The organism is Marinobacterium lutimaris, from assembly GCF_900108065.1.
Classification (GTDB): domain Bacteria; phylum Pseudomonadota; class Gammaproteobacteria; order Pseudomonadales; family Balneatricaceae; genus Marinobacterium_D; species Marinobacterium_D lutimaris.
The window spans coordinates 1295106-1317831 of the sequence record NZ_FNVQ01000001.1 but is presented as its reverse complement, the minus strand read 5'-3'; the positions used below and the strand labels follow the sequence as shown (position 1 = coordinate 1317831).

At 54.2% G+C, this 22726-nt stretch carries 24 protein-coding genes; 14 read left to right on the top strand and 10 right to left on the bottom strand.

The window, feature by feature from the left end:
* Nucleotides 1-50 precede the first annotated feature (50 nt).
* Nucleotides 51-2177, top strand: a complete 2127-nt coding sequence (locus tag C4S72_RS05860; RefSeq protein ID WP_104002093.1) for a hypothetical protein — start codon at nt 51-53, stop codon at nt 2175-2177.
* Between the two features lie 9 nt (nt 2178-2186).
* Here C4S72_RS05860 and C4S72_RS05855 read toward each other — a convergent pair whose 3' ends face one another.
* Complete coding sequence (locus C4S72_RS05855) at nt 2187-2396, bottom strand: helix-turn-helix domain-containing protein (RefSeq protein WP_104002092.1); 210 nt, start codon at nt 2394-2396, stop codon at nt 2187-2189.
* 83 nt (nt 2397-2479) lie between these two features.
* Between C4S72_RS05855 and C4S72_RS05850 the strand changes: the two genes are divergently transcribed.
* On the top strand, nt 2480-3280 hold the full coding sequence (locus C4S72_RS05850; RefSeq protein ID WP_104002091.1) for a hypothetical protein: 801 nt from the start codon (nt 2480-2482) through the stop codon (nt 3278-3280).
* Between the two features lie 4 nt (nt 3281-3284).
* Complete coding sequence (locus C4S72_RS05845; protein ID WP_104002090.1) at nt 3285-4982, top strand: DNA topoisomerase III; 1698 nt, start codon at nt 3285-3287, stop codon at nt 4980-4982.
* Nucleotides 4983-5023: 41 nt separating this feature from the next.
* Here C4S72_RS05845 and C4S72_RS05840 read toward each other — a convergent pair whose 3' ends face one another.
* Genes C4S72_RS05840 through arsC form a run of 5 tightly spaced genes read right to left on the bottom strand, consistent with a single transcriptional unit; the run spans nt 5024 to nt 8965 of the window.
* Complete coding sequence (locus tag C4S72_RS05840; protein WP_104002089.1) at nt 5024-5926, bottom strand: LysR family transcriptional regulator; 903 nt, start codon at nt 5924-5926, stop codon at nt 5024-5026.
* Between the two features lie 18 nt (nt 5927-5944).
* Complete coding sequence (locus tag C4S72_RS05835) at nt 5945-7633, bottom strand: SufS family cysteine desulfurase (protein WP_104002088.1); 1689 nt, start codon at nt 7631-7633, stop codon at nt 5945-5947.
* Nucleotides 7617-8000 carry a DUF2069 domain-containing protein gene (locus C4S72_RS05830; RefSeq protein WP_104002087.1) on the bottom strand — a complete coding sequence of 128 codons (384 nt, stop codon included), beginning with the start codon at nt 7998-8000 and terminating at the stop codon, nt 7617-7619. The genes C4S72_RS05835 and C4S72_RS05830 overlap by 17 nt, the downstream gene beginning before the upstream one ends.
* A 15-nt stretch (nt 8001-8015) precedes the next feature.
* Complete coding sequence (gene wrbA / locus C4S72_RS05825; RefSeq protein WP_104002086.1) at nt 8016-8618, bottom strand: NAD(P)H:quinone oxidoreductase; 603 nt, start codon at nt 8616-8618, stop codon at nt 8016-8018.
* A complete protein-coding gene (gene arsC / locus C4S72_RS05820; RefSeq protein WP_104002085.1) occupies nt 8615-8965 on the bottom strand; it encodes an arsenate reductase (glutaredoxin) in 351 nt (116 codons plus the stop codon). The genes wrbA and arsC overlap by 4 nt, the downstream gene beginning before the upstream one ends.
* Nucleotides 8966-9064: 99 nt before the next feature.
* Between arsC and C4S72_RS05815 the strand changes: the two genes are divergently transcribed.
* The gene (locus C4S72_RS05815; protein ID WP_104002084.1) at nt 9065-10333 is read left to right on the top strand and encodes a virulence factor BrkB family protein; all 1269 of its coding nucleotides are present in this window, start codon (nt 9065-9067) and stop codon (nt 10331-10333) included.
* Entirely contained in the window at nt 10326-10607 is a 282-nt protein-coding gene (locus tag C4S72_RS05810) for an acylphosphatase (RefSeq protein ID WP_104002083.1), read from the top strand. Before C4S72_RS05815 ends, C4S72_RS05810 begins: the two co-directional genes overlap by 8 nt.
* A gap of 143 nt (nt 10608-10750) precedes the next feature.
* Here the strand turns inward: C4S72_RS05810 and C4S72_RS05805 are convergent, their stop codons facing one another.
* The 3 genes from C4S72_RS05805 to C4S72_RS05795 all read right to left on the bottom strand — a co-directional run bounded on the left by C4S72_RS05805 (nt 10751) and on the right by C4S72_RS05795 (nt 13572).
* Complete coding sequence (locus C4S72_RS05805; RefSeq protein WP_104002082.1) at nt 10751-12463, bottom strand: proline--tRNA ligase; 1713 nt, start codon at nt 12461-12463, stop codon at nt 10751-10753.
* A gap of 52 nt (nt 12464-12515) precedes the next feature.
* Nucleotides 12516-13031: a DUF523 domain-containing protein gene (locus tag C4S72_RS05800; protein ID WP_104002081.1), complete on the bottom strand. Its 516-nt coding sequence runs from the start codon at nt 13029-13031 to the stop codon at nt 12516-12518.
* 100 nt (nt 13032-13131) lie between these two features.
* Nucleotides 13132-13572, bottom strand: a complete 441-nt coding sequence (locus tag C4S72_RS05795) for a MaoC family dehydratase (protein WP_104002080.1) — start codon at nt 13570-13572, stop codon at nt 13132-13134.
* 157 nt (nt 13573-13729) lie between these two features.
* On the opposite strand from C4S72_RS05795, the gene C4S72_RS05790 reads away from it, so the two are divergent.
* The 9 genes from C4S72_RS05790 (at nt 13730) to C4S72_RS05750 (ending at nt 22364) form a co-directional block, all read left to right on the top strand.
* The gene (locus tag C4S72_RS05790; RefSeq protein WP_104002079.1) at nt 13730-14377 is read left to right on the top strand and encodes an ABC transporter ATP-binding protein; all 648 of its coding nucleotides are present in this window, start codon (nt 13730-13732) and stop codon (nt 14375-14377) included.
* Nucleotides 14374-15147: an ABC transporter permease gene (locus C4S72_RS05785; protein ID WP_104002078.1), complete on the top strand. Its 774-nt coding sequence runs from the start codon at nt 14374-14376 to the stop codon at nt 15145-15147. Before C4S72_RS05790 ends, C4S72_RS05785 begins: the two co-directional genes overlap by 4 nt.
* A 123-nt stretch (nt 15148-15270) precedes the next feature.
* Complete coding sequence (gene fabV, locus C4S72_RS05780; protein ID WP_104002077.1) at nt 15271-16464, top strand: enoyl-ACP reductase FabV; 1194 nt, start codon at nt 15271-15273, stop codon at nt 16462-16464.
* Between the two features lie 156 nt (nt 16465-16620).
* On the top strand, nt 16621-17163 hold the full coding sequence (locus C4S72_RS05775) for an META domain-containing protein (RefSeq protein ID WP_104002076.1): 543 nt from the start codon (nt 16621-16623) through the stop codon (nt 17161-17163).
* 85 nt (nt 17164-17248) lie between these two features.
* Complete coding sequence (gene hemH, locus C4S72_RS05770; protein ID WP_104002075.1) at nt 17249-18328, top strand: ferrochelatase; 1080 nt, start codon at nt 17249-17251, stop codon at nt 18326-18328.
* A gap of 328 nt (nt 18329-18656) precedes the next feature.
* Nucleotides 18657-19859, top strand: a complete 1203-nt coding sequence (proV, locus tag C4S72_RS05765) for a glycine betaine/L-proline ABC transporter ATP-binding protein ProV (protein ID WP_104002074.1) — start codon at nt 18657-18659, stop codon at nt 19857-19859.
* Entirely contained in the window at nt 19852-20946 is a 1095-nt protein-coding gene (gene proW / locus C4S72_RS05760) for a glycine betaine/L-proline ABC transporter permease ProW (RefSeq protein WP_104002073.1), read from the top strand. Before proV ends, proW begins: the two co-directional genes overlap by 8 nt.
* A gap of 11 nt (nt 20947-20957) precedes the next feature.
* Nucleotides 20958-21944 carry a glycine betaine/L-proline ABC transporter substrate-binding protein ProX gene (proX, locus tag C4S72_RS05755; protein ID WP_104002072.1) on the top strand — a complete coding sequence of 329 codons (987 nt, stop codon included), beginning with the start codon at nt 20958-20960 and terminating at the stop codon, nt 21942-21944.
* A gap of 234 nt (nt 21945-22178) precedes the next feature.
* Nucleotides 22179-22364: a hypothetical protein gene (locus C4S72_RS05750; RefSeq protein ID WP_104002071.1), complete on the top strand. Its 186-nt coding sequence runs from the start codon at nt 22179-22181 to the stop codon at nt 22362-22364.
* A gap of 64 nt (nt 22365-22428) precedes the next feature.
* Here the strand turns inward: C4S72_RS05750 and C4S72_RS05745 are convergent, their stop codons facing one another.
* Nucleotides 22429-22704, bottom strand: a complete 276-nt coding sequence (locus C4S72_RS05745; protein ID WP_104002070.1) for a hypothetical protein — start codon at nt 22702-22704, stop codon at nt 22429-22431.
* Nucleotides 22705-22726 lie beyond the last annotated feature (22 nt).

Here is a 22726-nt window from a genome sequence, read left to right as displayed (position 1 = left end):
TAAGCTATATTTCGAAAGGAGCTCGGTAATGATTAAATTGGTGAATTTTTATGAATAGTAAGGCTTATATCAACTTAGATGGCGCCATGAGGATTATTAAAAAATCAAATAATCCACTTTCACCAATTTTTGAGGCTGTTACTAATTCATTAGAATCGATTGTCTATAGAAAAGAGAGTGATGATTCCTTTGAAGCCTTTGTCAATGTAAAATTTGTTTATAAAACAAATTTGGATGAATCTAAAGAGCTAGACTGCATCATTGTAGAAGACAATGGAAGCGGCTTTTATTCTGATAGTTATGACCGCTTTGTAGAATTTTTTGATAAAAGTAAAGGTTTTGGTAATAGAGGCAGTGGAAGACTTCAATATTTTCATAGGTTTGATTTAGTGAAAATATCAAGTTTCTTTTCTGAAAGTGAAGAGTTTAAGCATAGATATATAGAATGTTATAAAGATCGTTTTATATCTAAAGAGATTATAGAAGTTTCAAAGGAGAAAAAATACTTTACATCAGTTGAGCTATGTCTGCCAATACTTAGTGAACCTGACCGATCTGTTCTTGTCGACTCTAATTTTAAAAGTGTTTTTGAATCATTTGTACATCATTTCTTGCTTAGGATTTATTTGGAATCGAAGGAAGGTTTAGGTGCTCCGTCTATTACTTTAAGCTTCGTTGAAGATGGTAAAGAAACAAATAAAAAAGAAATAAATCCAGAAAACCTACCTGAACCAATCAGGGAGGGGGTAATTGATATTCCATATTGTAGTGTTGTTCCACCTGGAAGTGGGAAAACCAGAGTAAGATTTGAAGAGGTAGAAGCTGAAAATGAACGATTGAACTGGGCTTGTTTTGAATTCAGTGATACTGATCTTAATTTGAATAAGGTATATTTGTGCAGCAAGGATATACCAGTTAAGTCAATTGGAAATCACTTGTTCAATAAGAAAGATACATTTGACGGAAAAAGATATATATCTGTCTTTTATGGTGATCTATTTAATAAACCTGAAAGTGTTACCGATTCTGTAGATGAATTTACCTTCCCAAGTAAGAAAGAAATTAGATCTCAAGCGGAAGGATTATTTTTTGATTTTAGCACTCCGTTAATTATTGAAGATCTTTTGCTTGATAGAATATCGGAAAAGTTGAATAGTATATATGACTTTATTTCAGAAATCATAGAATCATCACAAGCTAATGTACAAGGAATAGCTAAAGCTCACGGGATCCCATTTCATTTGATATCAAAGTCGGGCATTAGGATCAGTGATAGTGAAAAAACTATCACTAGTAAATTATATGCCTGTCAAGCGAAAGAGTTAGCTGAGGTTGGGTATAGGGCTAAAAAAATATATGATGGGCTTGTCAGTATGAACCCCACATCCGAAACCTATCAAAATGATATTAAAGAAAAAGCGAAAGAACTTTCAAAACTAGTAGATGACCAGAATAAAGAGGAGCTTAGTAAATATGTAATAAGAAGAGAGATGGTAGTTAACATCCTTAAGAAAATTCTTGATGAAGAACTAGACTATCAAAAAAAACCAGTTCAAGGACGGAAGAATAAAGATAAGGAAGGACTGATTCATGACTTGGTTTTTAAACGAAAATCAAAGTCTACAAATTCGACAAATGATCTATGGATTCTTAGTGAGGAATTTGTTCACTTCGAAGGATGTTCTGATATTCAGATAGACAAAATATCTGATATTAATGGAGAAGCTCTATTAAAGCCTGTTCCCCATGAGGTTGTTACAGAACTTGGCTTTAAGAAGACTGGTCGTCCAGATATCTATCTCAACCCTGGTGAAGAAAAATGTTTGATCGTTGAATTTAAGGAACCTGATACAGATTTATCTGATTATTTAAATCAAATGACAAAATACTGTATCTTGATAGCTAACTACGGGGTTAAAAAAGTAACATCATTCTATTGTTACTTGATAGGTGAGAATATAAGCCCTTATGCGACTCTAGATGGAGATTACAAAAAAACTGTCAACGGCGACTGGATTAGGGCGAATGTCACTATCCCAACAATGGATGAAAATCGGCACACCATTGCGAATGCGCAAGTTGAAATAATAAAACTCTCATCAATAGCAGAGCGAGCTCATAGGCGAAATTTAAGTTTTGCAGAGAAATTGGGAGTTACTGATTTACTCAAGGAATAATATTCAAATCTAATTAAAAAGCTCAGTAACAGAAATACATAAAGCATCAGCTATTTGATAAATTTTTGTGAGAGTGATGTTTTTCTCGCCACGTTCGATATGGCCCATATAGCTCCTATCGATATCAGCTAGTGCCGCTAAGGCCTCCTGTGAGAGGCCTTTTTCCTTCCTAAGTGCTCTTACACGCTGCCCGAAAGCAACCAAACGCTCATCACGCATGATAGTTCTACCCAAAAGGTAGAACTATCATCATTAGGCGTTTATAGTTCCACGGACTATAACGCTCATTTTCGGTGGTTATTATGTCTGATTTGAGGTTGGAGGATGATAAAGACCTGGTAAATTCAATCCTGATTTACTCCGTGATTAAATCACTAATGGATGAAAATCTTATTTTGTTTCTGGGTTTGCTAATTACTCCAAGTGGCTTGTTTTCTCCCACTAGATCGTTGGATAGAAAGTTACTTAATTATCTATTTTTGGAAAATAAGATTTATAAGTACAAACCAATTTATGATCTTGTGTGTAATGATGAATCGGAAATCTTTCAATATGCTGGATCTGTAAATATTTCATTGCCAGACGAAGTAGACAGCTATACCGAATATGCTAATTTTTTGAGTCATAAAATATCTTCATACAATTTCAAAGAGAACAGTGGCTCTTTGATGGATCTATTGGTAGATATTGCGGTACATGACTGCTTACAATTTTTGGAGTTTTCTTCTGATAAATATAAACTAGAAATTTATACTGGAAGAAAGACTGAGCTTATTATAAGAGAAGCATTTTTGTATTATAATACAGGGCAAGTGATCAGCCTTCTTTGGTCAAGTATTAAAATCATATTGGCACGTATAAGAGTTGGCGATTATAAAAGAAATCTTTCTCGTAACGCGGTCATTGAGATTTTTGAGCATCTTCTATTTCGTGCAAAGAATGAAGGCTGGACTGTTACACGATATAAAAGGCCATTTAATATCCCACAATGCAGAATAAGCCAGGTACTTTTTGAAGATGTCTTGAATGTAGACGACGATGGATACGGTTTCTCGTTAGGCTGGTATGAGCAGCAAATTTGTGAAAAATCGTTAAAAGTGTGAAAGTATGGAAATATCAACCAAATCAATGTCTTACACTTTTTCACAAATTAGTACTTGTAATAGTGACCGCGAAGGGCAGCTGCTGGTCGATGAGGTGTTCGATTACCTCAAGGTTAGCGACAGTAAAAAACGCGGCATCCAGCGCCTGCTGATCTCCGATCTGAATCCTTCAGCGGTGAGCAAGGCGCTGGCGAAGTTACGCAGCAACAGCGAATTTGTACCCCTCTCTGTTTCAGCGCTGGCGCGTTCCCGTGCCGACTGGCTCTACGGGATCAATCTGACGCGCGCGCTGACCCTGCAGGGGCGTAAGGCCGGATACGACGGTCTGCTATCGGTGGGGCGGGTGCAGACCCCCGTGCTGGGGTTGGTGGTCACCCGGGACAGGGAGATAGAGGCGTTCGTCAGCAAACCCTTTTACGAGGTTAAGGCGCATCTGCTGACTCCGGCGGGCGAACGTTTTTCCGCCACCTGGGTGCCCAGCGAGGCTTGCGCTCGCTGGCAGGATGACGAGGGCCGCATCCTCAGCCGTAAGCTGGCTGAAAATGTAGCCGAGCGGATCGGCGGCAAAGAGGCGCTGGTGGAGCAGGCGAAGCGTGCGCCCGGCAAGCAGCCGCCGCCTCTGCCTTTTAATCTGTCGGCTCTGCAGATCGATGCCTCAAAGGCGTTTGGGCTCAGTGCCCAGGCGGTGCTCGATGCCTGTCAGTCGCTGTATGAAAAACATCGCGCCATCACCTATCCGCGTTCTGACTGTCGCTATCTGCCGCAGGAGCATCATGGTGAAGCACCCGCGGTGATGCGGGCCATCGGTCAGAGCGATTCAAATCTGGACGATGCGGTTAAAAATGCGGATACCTCCCGTCGTGGGCGCGCCTGGAACGATAAAAAGGTAGAGGCTCATCATGCGATTATTCCGACCTCCAAGGCGGTACCGGTGGAGCGCTTGTCCGCCGATGAGCGCAAGGTCTATGGCCTGGTCGCACGTCAGTACCTGATGCAGTTTTATCCGGACTGGCGCTATGCCGATACGGAGCTTCAACTGCGCATCGAGAGCGGCCTGTTTATCGCAAAATCCAGGCAGACGCTGGAAGCAGGCTGGAAAGCGCTGCTTGGTAAGGGTGAGAAAGAAGCGGATGAGCTGCCGCGTGTTGAGGTCGGCGATCAACTGCTGTGCGAGAAGGGCGAGGTGATCGATAAGCAGACGCAGCCGCCGAAGCCGTTTACCGATGCGACGCTGCTGGCAGCGATGACGGGGATTGCCCGCTTTGTCAGCGATAACAGCCTGCGAAAGATCCTGCGTGAAACCGATGGTCTCGGCACCGAGGCGACCCGGGCGGGGATTATCGAGCTGCTGGTCAAACGGGGTTATCTGCAGCGTCAGGGTAAAACGCTCAAATCGAGCCAGGCAGGACGAGGGTTGATCGACGCTTTGCCGGAGCGAGTAAGCAAACCTGATCTGACCGCACACTGGGAGTCTTCGCTGGATGCGATGGCGCGGCGAGAAGGGCGCTATGACCAGTTTATGGATGCGCTCGGTGTGTCGCTGCGGGAGTTGGTCGACGAGCTTGGCGGCAGCGTGCCTGAAAGTCTCAGGGGCGTACCTTCCAACAGCAGGCCGAGACGCAAGGGGCAGAAGCGCAAGGCCTCAACCAGCCGCAGTGGCTCGACAAAGAGCAGGTCCAGGTCGAAGGCTGCGGCGGGCTGAATTCTGGCGTTTGACGCTAAGGGATTAAACCCTTCCGCTCATCAGCTGGTGCAGTTGGAAATCCAGGGATGGTTCTGCAGGCTTTCCGTCATATGGTCGAGGAACGCGCGTACCCTTGGCGTCAGGTTGCGACGGCTGGCATAAACGGCGTTGATCTCGGTAGGCGTCATGGTGAAGTCGGTCAGCACTTCAACCAGCTTGCCTTCTTCCACCTGGTTGTTGAGGAAGACTCTCGGCATACGGCAGATGCCGGTGCCTTCCACCGCCATTTCGCGGGCAAAGCTCAGGCTGTTGGTACGCAGCTGGCCGCCGTAGGTCACCGGCTCGCCATCGTTCCAGTCCATAAAGCGCCAGGTATCGAAAGGTTTTACCAGGGTGATGCACTGGTGCTGCGCCAGGTCTTCCGGCGTTTTCGGCTGGCCGTTCTTTTCGAGGTATTTGGGGCTCGCGTAGAGACCGCGGCTGAGGCTGGCGATACGGCGTGCAATCATCGAAGAGTCGGGCAAGGGGCCCATACGCAGCGCCAGGTCCATACCTTCTTCGATCAGATCTACGGCACGGGTGCTCAGTTCAACATCCACGTCCAGGGACGGATATTCACGGATGAAGCTGGCGATAACCTCGGTCATCAACATGGTGCCCAGTTCGCTGGGCATGGTCATGCGCAGGCGTCCGCGCAGCTCGTGAGAGTCGGCGGCGATCTCGTCGCGCACCACTTCCAGCTGGCCGATCAGTTCACGGCTGCGTTCGAACAGTTCGCGCCCTTCGAGGGTGAGTTTGATTTTACGGGTGGTACGCTGAATCAGGCGCACACCCAGTCCATCTTCCAGCTGCGCAATACGGCGGCTGATAGTCGATTTCTGCACGTTCAGCGTTTCGGCGGCAGAGGTAAAACTGCCGGTTTCTACAACGCGTATGAACAGGCTGAGGTCATTGAGATTCATGAATAATGACTTCCCGGATCAAGGCTGGGGATTGGTTGGGTTAGTGTGTTGCAACCGAGCAAAACTCAGGAGTGCATCGATCATGGCGTTCAGACCATTGCCGCGACTTGGGCTCAGGTTTCGTTCCAGATCGAGTTCGCGAATCCGCTCAGGCAAATCCAGCTCAAGCACTTCCTGTGGGGTCAGGCCATTGATATTTTGTAGTAGGAGGCCAAGGAGGGCTCTTAGTATACGCGCATCTGCGTCCGCAAGACACGCCATCCGGCCCTCTTCATCGACTTTTGTTACCATCCAGACGCGGGTTTCACAGCCGTGCAGGCGATACTCATCCGTTTTCCAGCTGCCGGGTAGTGGCGGCAAGTCGCTGCCGATCTGCATCAGGATGCTGTAACGACTGTTCCAGTCGGGTGCAGCATGGAGTTCTTGCAACAGGGTTTCGTCAACACCTTGGCACTGGTTTGCCACGCTGGCGCCGTGCACCTGGCTACGTGACTGGTCGACCAGTTGCTGCAAAGCGGACGCCAGAGCCTCGGCTTCATCCAGGGTGTTGTAGAAGGCGAAGGAAGCGCGGATCGAACCAGGAATGCCGAGCGCGCTCATCAGCGGCATGGCGCAGTGATGGCCTGCGCGCACCGCGATTCCCTGCCGGTCCAGCCAGAGCGCTACATCCTGGGGGTGCTGGCCATCGATCAGAAAGGAGAACAGGGCCGCCTGATCTGGCCCGGCTGCCAGTGAGCGAAACCCCGGAACCTGCTGGCAGCACTCAAGAGCGTGCCGGAGCAGGTTTTGCTCGTGCTGCTCCATGGCTGCACGATCGGTTTCTCGCAGATATCGGATGGCGGCTCCCAGCCCTATGACGCCGGCAATATTTGGCGTGCCGGCCTCAAACCGGAAAGGCAGGCCGGCGAACCGGGTTTCTTCGAAACTGACCTGCTCAATCATCTCGCCGCCGCTTTGCCAGGGTGGCATCTGCTCAAGGATCTCTTCACGTGCCCAGAGTGCGCCGATGCCGGTGGGCCCAAACAGCTTATGGCCAGAGAACGCGTAGAAGTCGCAGCCTAGATCCGCTACATCAATGTCCGTGTGTGGCAGCCCCTGAGCGCCGTCGATCAGCACCGGGACCTGTGCTTCCCTTGCCATGCGGCACATCGCTTTAATCGGGTAGATGCTGCCCAGCGCATTGGAAACGTGGCTGATAGCGGCAATGGCGGGACCGCGGCTGAGCAATTCGCCGAAACGAGACAGGTCGATTTCACCCTGAGCGCAGGGCATTACGTCGATAACGGCGCCGGCTTCCCTTGCTACCTGCTGCCAGGGCACGATATTGGCGTGGTGAGCGGTTTCCAGCAGCAGAATACGCGAGCCGGGCTTGAGCCTCGGCTTGAGGAAACTGTAGGCGACCAGATTGATCGCCTCGGTGGTACCGCGGGTCCAGACGATTTCGTTCTGGCTGGTGGCGCCGATCCAGTCAGCCAGCTCCTGACGCACCTGCTCAAACGCCAGCGTCGCGTCTGCCGACAGGGCGTGAGCTGCACGGTGGACGTTGGCGTTGCTGCGTTTGTAGTAGTTGCTGATGGTGTCGATAACGCTGCGGGGTTTCTGCGTGGTCGCCGCGTTATCGAGGTAGATCAGGGGCTTGCCGTGGACGCGCGAAGAAAGAATCGGGAAGTCGCGTCTCAGGCGAATCGGATCAGCCCTGTGCTGCATGTTGTTGAGCCTTGGTCAGGCGGCTCTGCCAGCGAGCGAACATCATGGCGCTGGTGAACAGGGTACAAATCAGGGCTACATCGATCAGGCCGAGCCAGCGGGTAGCCGGCACCAGCGAAGCAAGTACAGCCTCGGTGAAATAGATCAGCAGCACGAAGCAGAGCCAGGCATGGCCGCGAGGGTAGCCCTTGATTACCACCGGCATAAAAGCTGCCAGGGGCACTACGTGCACCAGCCAGATCACCCAGGGGTGTTCCGCCTGGGCCGGCAGAATAAGCATGTACCAGAGGGTGAACAGCAGCAGCAGGCCAAAGTAACTGGCCAGTGTCAGTATGCGGCTGGCGCGGGTTTTACAGGCAAGGGTCATGAGTTAAGAGCTTCCTCAGGTTCTTGGCGCGAGAGTCTTGGCGAGCTTGCCCAGGCGACGTCCCTGCGCGAGGCAGAGTGCAAGCTCGGTGTCGTCTACCGCGCGTTTGCCATCGCTACCGGCTACATGAGTAGCGCCATAGGGTGTGCCGCCGCCCTGGGTTTCATTCAGGCCGGACTCGCTATAGGGCAGGCCAGCCAAGACACAGCCGTGGTGCAACAGTGGCAGCATCATGCTCAGCAGCGTGGTTTCCTGGCCGCCGTGCATGGAGGCGCTGGAGGAGAACACGCAGGCGGGCTTATCGATTAGCGCGCCTGAGAGCCAGAGGCTGGAGGTGGAATCGATAAAGTACTTCATCGGCGCCGCCATATTGCCAAAGCGGGTGGGGCTGCCAAGCGCCAGGCCAGAGCATTGTGCCAGATCCTGTTCGGTGCAGTAGGGCGCGCCCTCATCCGGTACCGCAGGTGCCGCGGCTTCGCAGAGGGCGGATACTGGCGGTACCGTTCTCAACAGTGCGCGGACGCCGCTTTCTTCGATACCCCGGGCGATATGTCGCGCCAGGGTGCGGGTGGCGCCGTGGCGGCTGTAATAGAGAACGAGAACGTAGGCGTCGCTCAACCCAGAATCTCCAGAACAGATTCCGGCGGACGGCCGATACGGGCCTGGTCACCGTTGATCACGATCGGGCGCTCGATCAGCTTCGGATACTGAGTCATCGCTTCAATGACCGCCTCATCGCTAACGGATGCGTCATCCAGCCCCGCTTCCTTGTATTCTGCTTCTTTCTTGCGCAGCAGGTCACGCGGAGCGATACCGAGTTTGCCCAGGACCTCTTTCAGCTCCTCGCTGGAAGGAACGTCCTTGAGGTATTCGCGAACCTCGGGTTCGATGCCCTTGTCCTGCAGCAGCCGCAGAGTTTCGCGTGATTTTGAGCAGCGGGGGTTGTGATAGATAGTGATCGCCATGTGGGCTCCGTGGAGGTCTTTCATTGGTAGTTCTGGCAGCCTATTGTATAGACTTGTCAGTAGGTTACAAAGCAACCCGCCGGTTTTAAAGGATCACAGATGATCAAACGCCCATGGCCCACTGCATTGCTTTTTGTCCGCGACCTGGTGCGTCAGTACCAGAGCAATCAGGGCATACTCAATGCTGCGGCGCTAACCTACACCACGCTGTTTGCGGTGGTGCCACTGATGACCGTGTCTTACGCCATGCTGGCGGCGGTGCCTTCGTTCCAGGGCCTGGGTGAGCAGCTGCAGGGCTGGATATTCCAGAATTTCGTGCCGGCCACCGGTGATGTGGTGCAGGAGTACCTGCAGGGGTTTACCTCCCAGGCGCGTAAGCTCACCGCCATCGGTGTGGTGTTCCTGGTCATTACCTCGATCATGATGATGAAGAATATCGAGGCGGCGCTTAACCGTATCTGGCGTGTCAGCGAACCCCGCCGGGGTATGTCCAGTTTCCTGTTGTACTGGGCCGTACTCAGCCTTGGGCCTGTGTTGATCGGTCTTGGCCTGCTGCTGACCTCCTATGTTGCGTCGCTGCCGTTCTTCTACAGCGCCAGTGAGATGGTAGGGCGGGCAAGACTTTTGTCGCTGGTGCCGCCGCTGCTGTCCATGTGTGCCTTCACGCTTTTATACGCCGCAGTACCTAACTGCCGAGTGCCGCTCAAAAACGCATTCTTTGGCGGGCTTGCCGCAGCGGTAATGTTTGAGTTGGCCAAGCGGGGCTTTGCGCTCTTTGTTACCCAGTTTCCCTCCTACGAATTGATCTATGGCGCGTTCGCGGCGGTACCGCTGTTTCTCGTCTGGATCTTTATCTGCTGGACCATCATCCTGCTCGGTGCCGAATTGTCCCGTGCATTGACGATCTATCACCAGGGCCGCAGAACCCGGCGCGAACCGCATTTCTACACGTTGCTGGAGGTGCTGGAGCGTCTTTGGCAAGCGCAACAGATGGGAGAACCGCTGGAAGACAGTCGACTGCTGCAGGATGTGGCGGCTCTGGATCAGGGACGCTGGGACGACTATATGCAGCTTCTGATGGATGCCGGGCTTTTGCGTCGCACCGAGCAGGGACACTATCTGCTGAGCCGTGATCTATCGTCGATCACCCTGGCGCAGTTTCAGGCGTTGTTGCCCTGGCCGCTGCCTGCAGGGCTGGACCGGGAGGTCGAGGGATGGAAAGGGGTGGTTAGCAAACGTCTTGAAAAACTGCAGACAGAGCGCAAACATCAGCTGGACCTGACCCTGACTGCGCTTTTTTCCGGCGCTGGTTGTGTCACTCGCGAGGCCTCCAGGGAGCAGGTCGAAGCGGAGAAAGAGAATGTCTGAGTTATGTGCTCGTGTCCGAGTCAGTGGCCGGGTTCAGGGAGTCAGTTTTCGGCGTTTTACCCAGCAGCAGGCGCAGGTTTTGGGGGCGACCGGCTGGGTGCGTAACCTGCCTGATGGCTCTGTAGAGGCGATGATCTGTGGTGAGCAAAGCGTTGTGGAGCAGGTGTTGGCTGAGCTCAGAACAGGCCCGGATTACGCCCAGGTCGATAGGCTGGAGCAGGAAACCCTGCCGATGCGTTGTTTTCACGGTTTTATTATCCGCTACGACCAGTAGGAGGTGCGCCCCGCGCCGATTGACGCTGGCAGGGTAGTTATTTAAGGCTTGGTGGTTGACCGCGTGTGCTCTTCATATCCTAACGATGCCCAACAAAAAAACGGCGCTCGATGGGCGCCGTTTTCGTATTGCTTATAGCCAGATCAGGCGAGGGCGGAGCGGATAAACTCCAGTGCTTCGTCGACCTGGATGTCGCGGGACTCGGCGTCGGTACGCGCCTTGTATTCCAGGGTGCCGTTACCCAGGCCGCGATCGGAGATCACCAGGCGGTGCGGAATACCGATCAGCTCCATGTCGGCGAATTTCACGCCCGGACGCTCCTTGCGGTCATCCAGCAGTACATCGATACCGGCTTTGGTCAGTGCTTCGTACAGCTCGTCCGCCTTGGCTTTGACGGCGTCGGACTTGTCGTAGTTCAGCGGTACCAGCGCAACAGAGAAGGGCGCCAGGGCCTGAGGCCAGACGATACCCTTGTCGTCGTAGTTCTGCTCGATGGCGGCGGCGACCACACGGGTGATACCGATGCCGTAACAGCCCATTTCCATCTCGATGGTTTTACCGTTTTCGTCGAGTACGGTGGCTTCCATCGCTTTCGAGTACTTGCTGCCCAGCTGGAAGACGTGACCGACTTCAATGCCGCGCTTGATCGACAGTTTGCCGTTACCGCAGGGGCTCGGATCACCTTCGACCACATTACGCAGGTCGGCGACTTCCGGAGTGGGCAGATCGCGGTCCCAGTTGATGCCGAAGTAGTGCTTGTCTTCGATGTTGGCGCCGGCGCCGAAGTCGCTCATGGTGGCGACGCTACGGTCGATGATGCACGGAATCGGCAGGTTCAACGGGCCGAGGGAGCCAGGGCCTGCGCCGAGCAGCGGGCGGATCTCATCTTCGGTGGCCATGCGCAGCGGAGATTCAACCAGCGGCAGTTTTTCCGCCTTGAGTTCGTTCAGTTCGTGGTCGCCACGTACCAGCAGGGCGACGAAGTCCGCTTCGCACTCTTCGCTGGCGGCTACGATCAGGGTCTTGACGGTTTTCTCGATCGGCAGGTTGAACTGCTCGACCAGCTGGGCGATGGTCTTGGCGTTCGGGGTGTCGACCAGGTGCATCTCCTGGGTCGCTTCAGCGCGCTCGCCCAGTGCCAGCCCTTCCGCCAGTTCCACGTTGGCGGCGTAGTCGCTGCTGTCGGAAAAGGCGATGTCGTCTTCGCCGGAAGCGGCCAGAACGTGGAACTCGTGGGAGGAGCTGCCGCCGATGGAGCCGGTGTCAGCCAGCACCGGACGGAAGTCCATGCCCAGGCGGGTAAAGACGCGGATGTACGCGTTGTACATCTTGTCGTAGGTTTCCTGCAGGGAGTCGCGGTCGGCGTGGAAGGAGTAGGCGTCCTTCATGATGAACTCGCGGGAGCGCATTACGCCGAAACGGGGGCGGATCTCGTCGCGGAACTTGGTCTGGATCTGGTAGAAGTTGGCCGGCAACTGTTTGTAGCTGCGCAGCTCACGACGGATCATGTCGGTGATCACTTCTTCGTGGGTCGGACCAACGCAGAATTCGCGGTCGTGGCGATCGCTGACACGCAGCAGTTCGGGACCGTACTGTTCCCACCGGCCTGATTCCTGCCACAGCTCTGCGGGCTGAATTGCCGGCATCAGCACTTCCTGGGCGCCGGCGGCGTCCATCTCTTCGCGGACCACGCGCTCAACCTTGCGCAGGGTGCGCAGTCCCATCGGCAGCCAGGTGTAAAGGCCAGCCGCCAGTTTGCGGATCATGCCCGCGCGCAGCATCAGCTGATGGCTGATAACCTCGGCATCCGCCGGAGTCTCTTTCAGTGTGGCAATAAGATAGTTACTTGCTCGCATGATTCCGCTTGTTCCCGTTGAAAAATGGCCCTCATTTTAGGGGTGAGGGGGCTCAGTCACAAGTCGCATAGCGGAGCCGGTCCGGTTCTGCATCCAGATGCTGCTCACGGGACTCGATGAAGCTGATAAGCTGCTCGATCTCTTCTTCGTTGAAAACCGGGGTGCCTTCGCGGATAAGTTCGTTGGCGGTGACGCCTGGTGAACTGATCAGGCGGCCGGTAAAGCTGCCGTCATAGCTGGAGCGGTTGCCACAGGAGGGGCTGCGTGCCTTCATCAACGCGCAGCAGCAGCCCTGGGCGCGGGCGATATCCGAAGCCTGTTCAGCGCCGGAGAGAAACTGCGGAGTAAAATCTTCGCCGTCCCGGCTGGTGACGAGAAGCGGAAAGCGGGACTGAACTTCGGCGGGAGGCCTTGGGGTGGGCAGGCCGCCCAATACCTCAGGGCAGAGAGCCACCAGGCGGCCCTCCTGTTTCCAGCGGGCGATCACCGGGTGGTCGATGAGGTTGTGCTTACCGTCGTAACGTACTTCAGCGCCCAGCAGGCAGGCGCTTACCAGAATCTTTTCCATGAAAATCCGTATTTGTTCGAGTGTTCTTATTATTTTCGCATGCGGATCTTAAAGTCCTGTTGCAGCGAAGCAAAGCAGACTTTCGTCGTTGCCGGCAGATTTACTCTGCCGGAACCGGGCGGCGGTCCACCATGAAGGTTGCTTCACCGGTTGCCACCAGCTTGTCGCCAACATGGACGTCGGTGCGGCAGATGATACGTGCGCGACGCTCGTTGATCTCGGTAACGGTGATCGAAGCGCGGGCGGTGTCGCCGATATGAACGGGCGCACGGAACTTGATCTGCTGATCCACATAGATGCAGCCTGGGCCTGGCAGGCGGGTGCCGGCTACGGTGGAAATCAGCGCGGCGCTGAACATGCCGTGGACGATACGGCCGCCGAACGGGGTCTGGCTGGCGTATTCTTCGTTGACGTGCATCGGGTTGTTATCGCCGGAGATGCCGGCGAACAGGTAAACGTCGGATTCCGAAATTGTTTTTGCGAAAGAGGCGCTCATTCCGACTTCCAGGTCTTCGAGATAGTATCCGTGCAGATCGTCCATAGTGTTTTCCTTGTCCAGGCAGGGTTGGGTCAAGTTAAGTAAGCAGCTGAGACAGCATAATTTAACCAACGACTGTTTCAGCTTTTGTAAAAGTGTAAACGAACATTGTGCAACCGCGAAGACGGTGGCGGTAATTGGGCTCGGGGGCGTTAAAAGGATGGAATTAATCGGCTGTCGTGGACTGACATTGCAGCGGGGCGAAGTTCTGCTGCTTGAAGCCACGGATCTTTCTATTAAGACGGGTGAGCGCGTTTTGCTGACGGGGCCTTCGGGTTGCGGTAAGTCGACGCTGCTGCGCCACCTGTGCATGCTCGAGCCAGGCGGTGAAGAAAAAATCAGCGTTAAGGGGAAATTACTGGCGGATTGGGCGCCGGCGCAGTTGCGTCGATGCGTGGCTTACCTGCCGCAGACGCCAGTGATGCTTGAAGGCAGTGTGCGCGATAACCTCTGCCTGGCTTTTTCGTTGCGGGTGAGTTGCGCGCCGTTACCCGGTGATAAGGCGATGCGCGAGGAGCTTGAAAGTCTGGATCTCAATATTTCGCTCGATACCGACGCCAGGAATCTGTCTCCGGGGCAAAAGGCACGCGTCGCACTGTTGCAGCGTCTGCTGCTAAAGCCTGAGGTGCTGCTCTGCGATGAGCCGATAGCGGCGCTGGATGAGCAAAATGCCGCCCTGGTTGCGCGGCTTCTGGAGCGGGCCAGTCTCGAGGGGATGGCGCAGGTGGTTGTCAGTCATCAGCCGCTTGAGGGTTTCCAGGGGCGTCATTACCGTTTTGTATCTAACAGACTGGAGCCGGCAGCATGAATGTGGTCGAAATCGGCTGGGGGCAGCTGCTGATATCGCTGCTGTTTATTCTGCTCGCCGCCGGCGCCTCCCTTTTTTACCGCCTTAAGATGGAGCGTGACCTGCTGGTCGGGACTATCCGTACCTTTGCGCAGCTGGCTTTGGTGGGCTATCTGCTGCAGTTCGTGTTCGATCTCCACAATCCCTGGCTCATTCTGCTGCTCTATCTCTGGATGCTGTTCTGGGCGGCTCATGCCATTCGTGGCCGGGTGGATGAGTCGAAGGTCGCGATCCTGGGTCCCACCTTTGTATCCATGGCGGTCACCTTCACACTGATTACCCTTTTTGTCACCAGCGCAGTGGTGCAGGTACAGCCCTGGTACACGCCGCAGTACTTTATTCCGCTGGGTGGGATGATCGCCGGCAACGCAATGAATGCGATTTCAATTGCGCTGGAGCGTCTATTCAAAAGCTTGCGTGAGCAAAGGGCGGAGGTTGAGTTGATACTCAGCCTTGGTGGAAATTGGCAGGAGTCCTGCCTGCGGTTGCGGCGGGATGCGATACGCGCCGGTATGATTCCATCGGTCAATGCAATGATGACGGTGGGGCTGGTATCCCTGCCGGGGATGATGAGCGGCCAGATCCTGGCGGGTGTGGATCCAGCCCAGGCGGTGCGCTACCAGATTCTGGTGATGCTGATGATGGTGGGAGCAACAGCTGTGGGGACATTGATCGTCGTGAACCTGGCGCTGAAACGCTGCTTTACCCGTTACCAGCAGCTACGGCTCTAGACTTGCGTTCAGCGCTCAAAATGACCTGTATCGCAGGTATCCCGGGCCTTGCTGTTGTTGCCTGCTAAAATGGGTTATCTTAGCGCCTCTGAAATTCACCTGACGGACACCGATAGATAGACGATGATTATCAAACCAAAAATCCGCGGTTTTATCTGTACAACCACTCACCCGACCGGCTGTGAAGCCAATGTGCGCGAGCAGATCGAATACACGCGTGCCCAGGGAAGCATCGAAAACGGCCCGAAAAAGGTGCTGGTGATCGGTTCCTCCAGCGGTTACGGTCTGTCGTCCCGTATCGCTGCGGCGTTTGGCAGCGGTGCCGCTACCATCGGTGTGTTCTTTGAAAAGCCGGGCACCGAGAAGAAAACCGGTACGGCCGGTTGGTACAACGCAGCTGCCTTTGATCGTCTCGCCAAGGAAGAGGGGCTGTATGCCAAGAGTCTGAACGGCGATGCCTTCTCCCACGATGCCAAGCAGAAGGTCGTTGACCTGATCAAGGAAGACCTGGGTCAGGTTGACCTGGTGGTTTACTCCCTGGCGTCACCGGTCCGTAAAATGCCGGATAGCGGTGAGGTCGTGCGTTCCGCACTGAAGCCGATCGGCGAGCCGTACCGCTCTACGGCGATCGACACCAATAAAGATTGCATCATCGAAGCCGAAATCGAGCCGGCTACCGAGCAGGAAGTCGAAGACACCGTTACCGTGATGGGTGGCGAAGACTGGGAACTCTGGCTCAATGCTCTGAAAGAAGCTGACGTGCTGGCGCCGGGTTGCAAAACCGTGGCCTACAGCTACATCGGTACCGATATCACCTGGCCGATTTACTGGCACGGTGCGCTGGGCAAGGCGAAGCAGGATCTCGATCGTGCAGCAGGCGAGCTGAACACCATGCTGGGCGCCGAAGGTGGTCAGGCCAACGTGGCTGTACTCAAGTCCGTCGTGACTCAGGCGAGCTCTGCAATTCCGGTAATGCCGCTGTACCTGTCCATGGTATTCCGCGTTATGCGCGAGCAGGGTCTGCACGAAGGCTGCATGGAGCAGGTGCATCGTTTGTTTAACACCGGTCTGTATGGCGCCGAGGCCCAGATGGACGAAGGTAACCGCTTCCGTATGGATGATTGGGAGCTGCGTGAAGAGGTTCAGCAGGCGTGCCGCGAACTCTGGCCGCAGGTGACCACCGAGAATCTGTTCGATCTGACCGATTACGCGCTTTATAAGGACGAGTTCCTGAAGCTGTTCGGCTTTGGTATCGACGGCATCGATTACGAAGCGGATGTGAGCCCGCTGGTAGAGTTTGATGTAATCGATATCTGATATCGCTTTAGATTTGCTACGTAACGGCCTCTTTTGAGGCCGTTTTTGTTTGCCTGCTACGGAGTTTCTACTTGTACCAAGGTTCAGGCTGGTAAAAACGTAAATTAGATATAATATTAGTGGTTACTTACGGAGCTCGGTCGCAGGGAGGTGACAATGATGATCAGGAGGATGTGTGGGTATATCTCAGTACTCACGATGAGCGTCGTGCTTTCAGCGTGCAGCGGGAATCAGGTGGCCGATCAGCCGTCAGCCTTGACCTCTGCCGATGTTGTCGAAGTCTTTTATTCCCAGCGAGCGGGCGCGCTGTCCGGCCGTTGGCTTATCCAGTCTATTGGCGATCGCGCCATCGATACTACCAAACCTCTGGTTATCGCTTTTGACGACCGCAGTCGCGTCGGTGGTCTAGCGGGCTGCAACCGTTTTCTTGGTGACTATATGCTCACCGGCAACGAAGAGCTTGCGCTGCAGTCGATTAAAGTTACGCGACGTATCTGTGCCGACCCGGTCATGATGCAGGAGCGCCTGCTGCTGAACCGGCTGGAGAATGTATACACCAGTCGCTTCACGCCAGAGGGCGCTCTGCTGCTGTTCTTTGACGAAAATGAAAAGCCGATCCGCCTGTCGCGGGATCCGGAGTCAGTGGTTGAAAGCAGCGGGGTAAACCCGGCAAGGCTGGTTGCGCAGAATCAGGGGTGAGCCGCTTCGTGCTGGTCCACGTATAGCCTCTTGAGTACACTGCTACTGCAGTTTTATCAGAGAGTTATGCGGAGAAGGTCAGCTAATGAAATACCGGTCGGCAACGAATTTCGAACACCTGCAGCAAGATGGCATCGGCATTTTGCTGACCAACCTGGGCACGCCCGATGAGCCGACAACGCCAGCGCTGCGCCGCTATCTCAAGGAGTTTCTCTGGGACCCGCGTGTCGTTGAGGTGCCGCGTCCGATCTGGTGGCTGATTCTTAATGGCGTGATTCTTAATATCCGCCCCAAGCGCTCTGCTGAGGCTTACCGCCAGGTATGGACCGATGAGGGCTCGCCACTGCTGGTGCACACCCGTAATCAGGCACAGGCGCTGTCTGTGCGCTTCTCCAGCGCTGCGGGTAAGCCGGTCATCGTCGATTTCGCCATGCGTTACGGTAATCCGTCTATAGCCAGCGTTCTGCAGTCGATGCAGGATCGAGGCGTGCGTAAATTACTGGTTTTGCCTCTATATCCGCAGTACAGCGGTGCTACCTCCGGGTCTACCTTTGATGCCCTTGCTGCTGATTTTTCTGCCCGTCGCTGGCTGCCTGACCTGCGTTTCGTATCTCATTACCATGACTTTCCACCCTACATTGAGGCGATGGCGCAGGCGATCGAAAAACACTGGGCGGAGAAAGGGCAGCCCGACCGGCTGTTGCTTTCATACCATGGTGTTCCTAAGCGCTATCTTCTCTCAGGTGACCCGTACTACTGTGAATGTCGGGCTACTTCTCGTCTATTGGCGCAACGTCTCGGGGTTGATGAGGCGTTTTGTTTGACCACTTTCCAGTCCCGTTTTGGTCGTGAAGAGTGGCTCAAGCCTTATACCGATGAAACGCTGAAATCGCTACCTGCACAGGGTGTGCGTTCGGTGCAGATTTACTGCCCGGGGTTTTCTGCGGACTGCCTGGAAACCATCGAGGAGATCGGCGTGGAAAACCGAGATTATTTTCTGGAAGCGGGTGGCACGGATTACCAGTACATTCCTGCACTGAATGACGAAGTATCGCATATCGATGCATTGGAGCAGCTTGTCCGGGGGCAGATAGGTGACTGGCTAGGGGAGGATCCCGCAGATACCCAGGCTCGTGATCAGCTGGCTGCTGGCAGCAAATTCTGATCCCCGTCTATCTAATATGCTGTTTTGCTGGGTTTTGGTGCGCGTGGTTACGCCGTGATGCATCTTGGTGCATAGTTGTCGAGAGAGGCTCAATGTTCGAAGTTCTTCGATCCTCTCGACCAGCCATTGAGCGGCTTACCTAAAAAAATCAATCGCAATACGATCTTTATCTTTTCGATATAAACGGTTAGTTTGAAAAAGGCTTCCTGATCGGATGGTCTATTTTTCACGACAGTAAGGTCGGTCAACCACCCGAAGCAGGGAAGCATTCAGGTGTCGCCAGCGTGCGGGGCGACAACTTATCTGTTCGAAACCTGATCGGTATTGCATGACTGTCAAACTGGAAGTTAAGAACCTTTACAAAATATTCGGAGATGAGCCCTCCGAAGCCTTCAAGCTCCTGGAGCAGGGTGTCGCCAAAGACGAGATTTTTGCCCGCACAGGGCTGACTGTTGGTGTTCACGATGCCAACCTGAGCATCAACGAAGGCGAAATCTTCGTTGTAATGGGGCTTTCAGGCTCCGGTAAATCCACTCTCGTACGTCTTCTCAACCGACTTATCGAGCCAACCCGCGGCCAGGTGCTGATCGACGGCGAGGATATCGCGGCCATCGATGAGCGTGCGCTTCAGCAGGTGCGTCGCCGCAAGATCGCTATGGTGTTTCAGTCCTTCGCTCTGATGCCGCACATGAGTGTGCTCGACAACACAGCCTTTGGGCTTGAGATAGCCGGTGAACCGGTCAGCGTGTGGCATGAGAAAGCGCTGCATGCGCTCAAGCAGGTGGGGCTTGAGGCTCAGGCCAACTCCTATCCGGATGAGCTTTCGGGCGGTATGCAGCAGCGCGTAGGGCTGGCTCGCGCGCTCGCCAACGACCCGGATATCCTGCTGATGGATGAGGCGTTTTCGGCGCTGGATCCGCTGATCCGCACCGGTATGCAGGATGAGCTTGTCGCCCTCCAGCATCAGCACAAACGCACCATTGTATTTATTTCCCATGATCTGGACGAAGCCATGCGTATCGGCGATCGCATCGCCATCATGCAGGGCGGGGTCGTCGTGCAGGTAGGGACGCCGGATGAGATTCTCAATAATCCAGCCAACGATTATGTGCGCAGTTTCTTCCGTGGCGTCGATGTGAGCAACGTGTTCTGCGCCAAGGATATCGCCAAACGACGCCAGGCGACGATTATTCGCAAGGAATCGGGTAATCAGCTGCGCTCTGCACTGCGGCTGCTTAAGGATAACGATCGCGAATACGGTTATGTGGTGGATCGGGAAAGCCGTTATATCGGTGCCGTTTCGGTCAGCTCCATGACCGAGCAGCTCAAGCAGGATGGCAACCTCGAAAGCTCCTACCTTGAGAATGTTCCGAGTCTGCCGGCAAAGCAGCCGGTGGGCGAGCTGATCGGTACAGTGGCGCAGGCGCCGTGCAGCGTGCCGGTGGTTGATGAAGATGGCAAATACCTGGGAGTGATCAGCAAGGCTGTTCTTTTGGAAACCCTGGATCGGGAGGGCGAAGGCGATGAGTGAACAGCAACAGAGTGCGCCGGCCCAGGATTCCTGGGGTGCGGCATCCGATCAAAGCAGCGATCCCTGGGGGGCGGCCTCGGAGCAGTCTGATCCCTGGGGTGCTTCGGATACCAGCGGTCAGGATTGGCTCACCAATACGTCGGCGATTGACGAGCCCACCAGCTTTGACTGGCTGCATCCCTTCCAGGAAACTCTGATTCCGCTGGAGGGTTGGGTCGAGAACGGTCTTGATTGGGTGGTGAGTAACTTTCGCCCCTTCTTTACCGCTATCAAAATGCCGATCGATGCGCTGCTTAGCGGCGTTGACGGGCTGCTGACTGCGGCGCCGGCCCCGTTGATTATTCTGATTTTTACGCTGCTCGCCTGGCAGCTTGCCAGCGGGCGTCTGGCCATTGGCGCGCTGATCAGCTTGCCGATCATTGGTGCTATTGGCGCCTGGCAGGAGGCGATGACGACGCTGTCGCTGGTGCTGACGGCGGTATTTTTCTGTGCGCTGGTCGGTATTCCGACCGGTATCTGGATGTCCCGCAGTGAGCGGGTTAACGGAATAGTACGACCTATTCTCGATGCGATGCAGACCACGCCGGCCTTTGTTTACCTGGTGCCGATCGTGATGCTGTTCGGTATCGGTAATGTACCGGGTGTCGTCGTGACCATTATTTTCTCGGTGCCGCCGGTAATCCGTCTCACCAATCTGGGTATTCGCCAGGTACCGGGTGATCTTATTGAAGCGGCCAACTCCTTTGGTGTGAGTAAACGCCAATTGCTGACCCGGGTGCAGCTGCCCCTGGCGATGCCAACCATTATGGCGGGTGTTAACCAGACCTTGATGCTGTGTCTGTCGATGGTGGTCATCGCTTCGATGATCTCTGTAGGCGGTCTCGGCCTGATGGTTCTGCGGGGTATTGGTCGCCTGGATATTGGTCTCGCCACTGTGGGCGGTGTCGGTATCGTTATTCTTGCCATCATTCTTGATCGCTTGACCCAGTCCCTGGGTCGGGATGCCCGTAGCCGTGGCACGCGCCACTGGTACGAGAGCGGCCCGGTGGGGATGGTGTACAAACGATTTGTGTCAAAATCCAATTAAGGAGCGGATTTATGCGAAGTGCGAAGTTTATTGCTGCTGGTCTGGCCCTGGCTGTCAGCTCGGCAGTTATGGCTGAGTCGCTGCCGGGTGAAGGTGTTGAGGTTCAGGGTGTGCAGAGCACCATCACCGAAGAGACCTTTCAGACTCTGATCGTTAACAAGGCGCTGGAAGCGCTGGGTTACGAGGCTGCCCCGATTCGCGAGGTAGATTACAGTGCCGGTTACACCGCGATCGCCAATGGCGACGCGACCTTTATGGCGGTCAACTGGGATCCTCTGCATAACCAGATGTACGACAACGCCGGTGGTGATGATGTTTTCTTCCGTAAAGGCAAGTACATCGAGGGCGCGGCTCAGGGCTACCTGATCGACAAGAAAACCGCAGAAGAGTACGGCATCGATAATATCGAGGATTTCAAGGATCCCGAGATCGCCAAAATCTTCGATACCAATAACGATGGCAAGGCGGATCTGACGGGCTGTCAGGCTGGCTGGGGCTGTGAAGGCGTGATCGAATATCAGCTGGATGAGTTCGGTCTGCGTGATAGCGTCAACCATAACCAGGGTCAGTATGCGGCGATCATCTCAGATACGATCGCGCGTTACGATGCCGGAGAGCCGATCTTCTATTACACCTGGACGCCATACTGGGTATCTGGGCGTCTCGTACCGGGTAAGGATGTGGTATGGCTCGAGGTCCCTTACTCCGCTAACCCGAACGGTACTGATACCGCGTTGCCCAATGGCAAGAACTACGGCTTTGATATCAACTCCGAGCGCATCGTCGCCAACAAGGAGTGGGCATCAGAGAACCCGGCTGCGGCGAAGCTGTTTGAGATCATGAGGTTGCCGATCAATGCGGTTAGTGCGCAGAACATGATGATCACTCAGGGAGAAGACTCTCCCGAGGCGATGGAACGTCATGCTGCCAGCTGGATCAAGGCCAACCAGTCTGTCTTCGATGGCTGGATTGAAGAAGCCAAAGCCGCTGCTAAATAAGCCGCGAAGATCCTGACGCCAAGCCCCGCAATTGCGGGGCTTTTTGCTTTTTAGTCTTGGGTTCTGCAGTGTGGTTGACTGTAGATTCCGAGTGTTTCTCTAAAAGTTGAGCTTTTTTATCGGTTAAAAATGAATAAAACCCCATTGCTGTGCAGGCACGCATATGCAAAATAGGGGTGTGGGTGCCGCTGGTCGGTGCCGCGCAGACCTTAACTCAGCCGAGGAGGCCGCATCATGAGTGAAACCACTCCCCACCCCAAGTTTATGGAAGCCATGCGCAAACTTTCAGCTATGTCTGAAGAGGAGCGGCTGTCTGAGGAGAATAAAGAGTTGTTTGAGGAGGCGATGAAGTATGCGCCGCTGGATATCCAGCCTGCTCTGATCGCCATTCAGAAAAAGTATGAGGTCTCTGTTCACTGATTTTTTATTGGCTGTAGTAAGGCGCGCGCCCCGCAATGGGGCGTGCGTATAGCCTGAAGTGTGTTCAGGCGACCGCGCTCCGGCTGTGTGCCGGATGAGTGGTGATAAAGTGCTGTAATACGCCCCGAAGCAGTCTTTCTTTTGCCGGGTCTCCGGCCTTCCGCGCTTCGTTGATGTCATCAAGAATAATCTGACGGATCTTCTGTTCACCGTCGTGGGTGACAAGATAGTGACCCAGTGCCATCGCAATCATGGTATCCATATGCTCATGCACCGCGATTGCATCGATCTCTTCTTCGGTCAGATCTGACATCGCAAGGCACTCTTCATAGGTCAACATCGTTAAACCTCCTTTGCGCTGA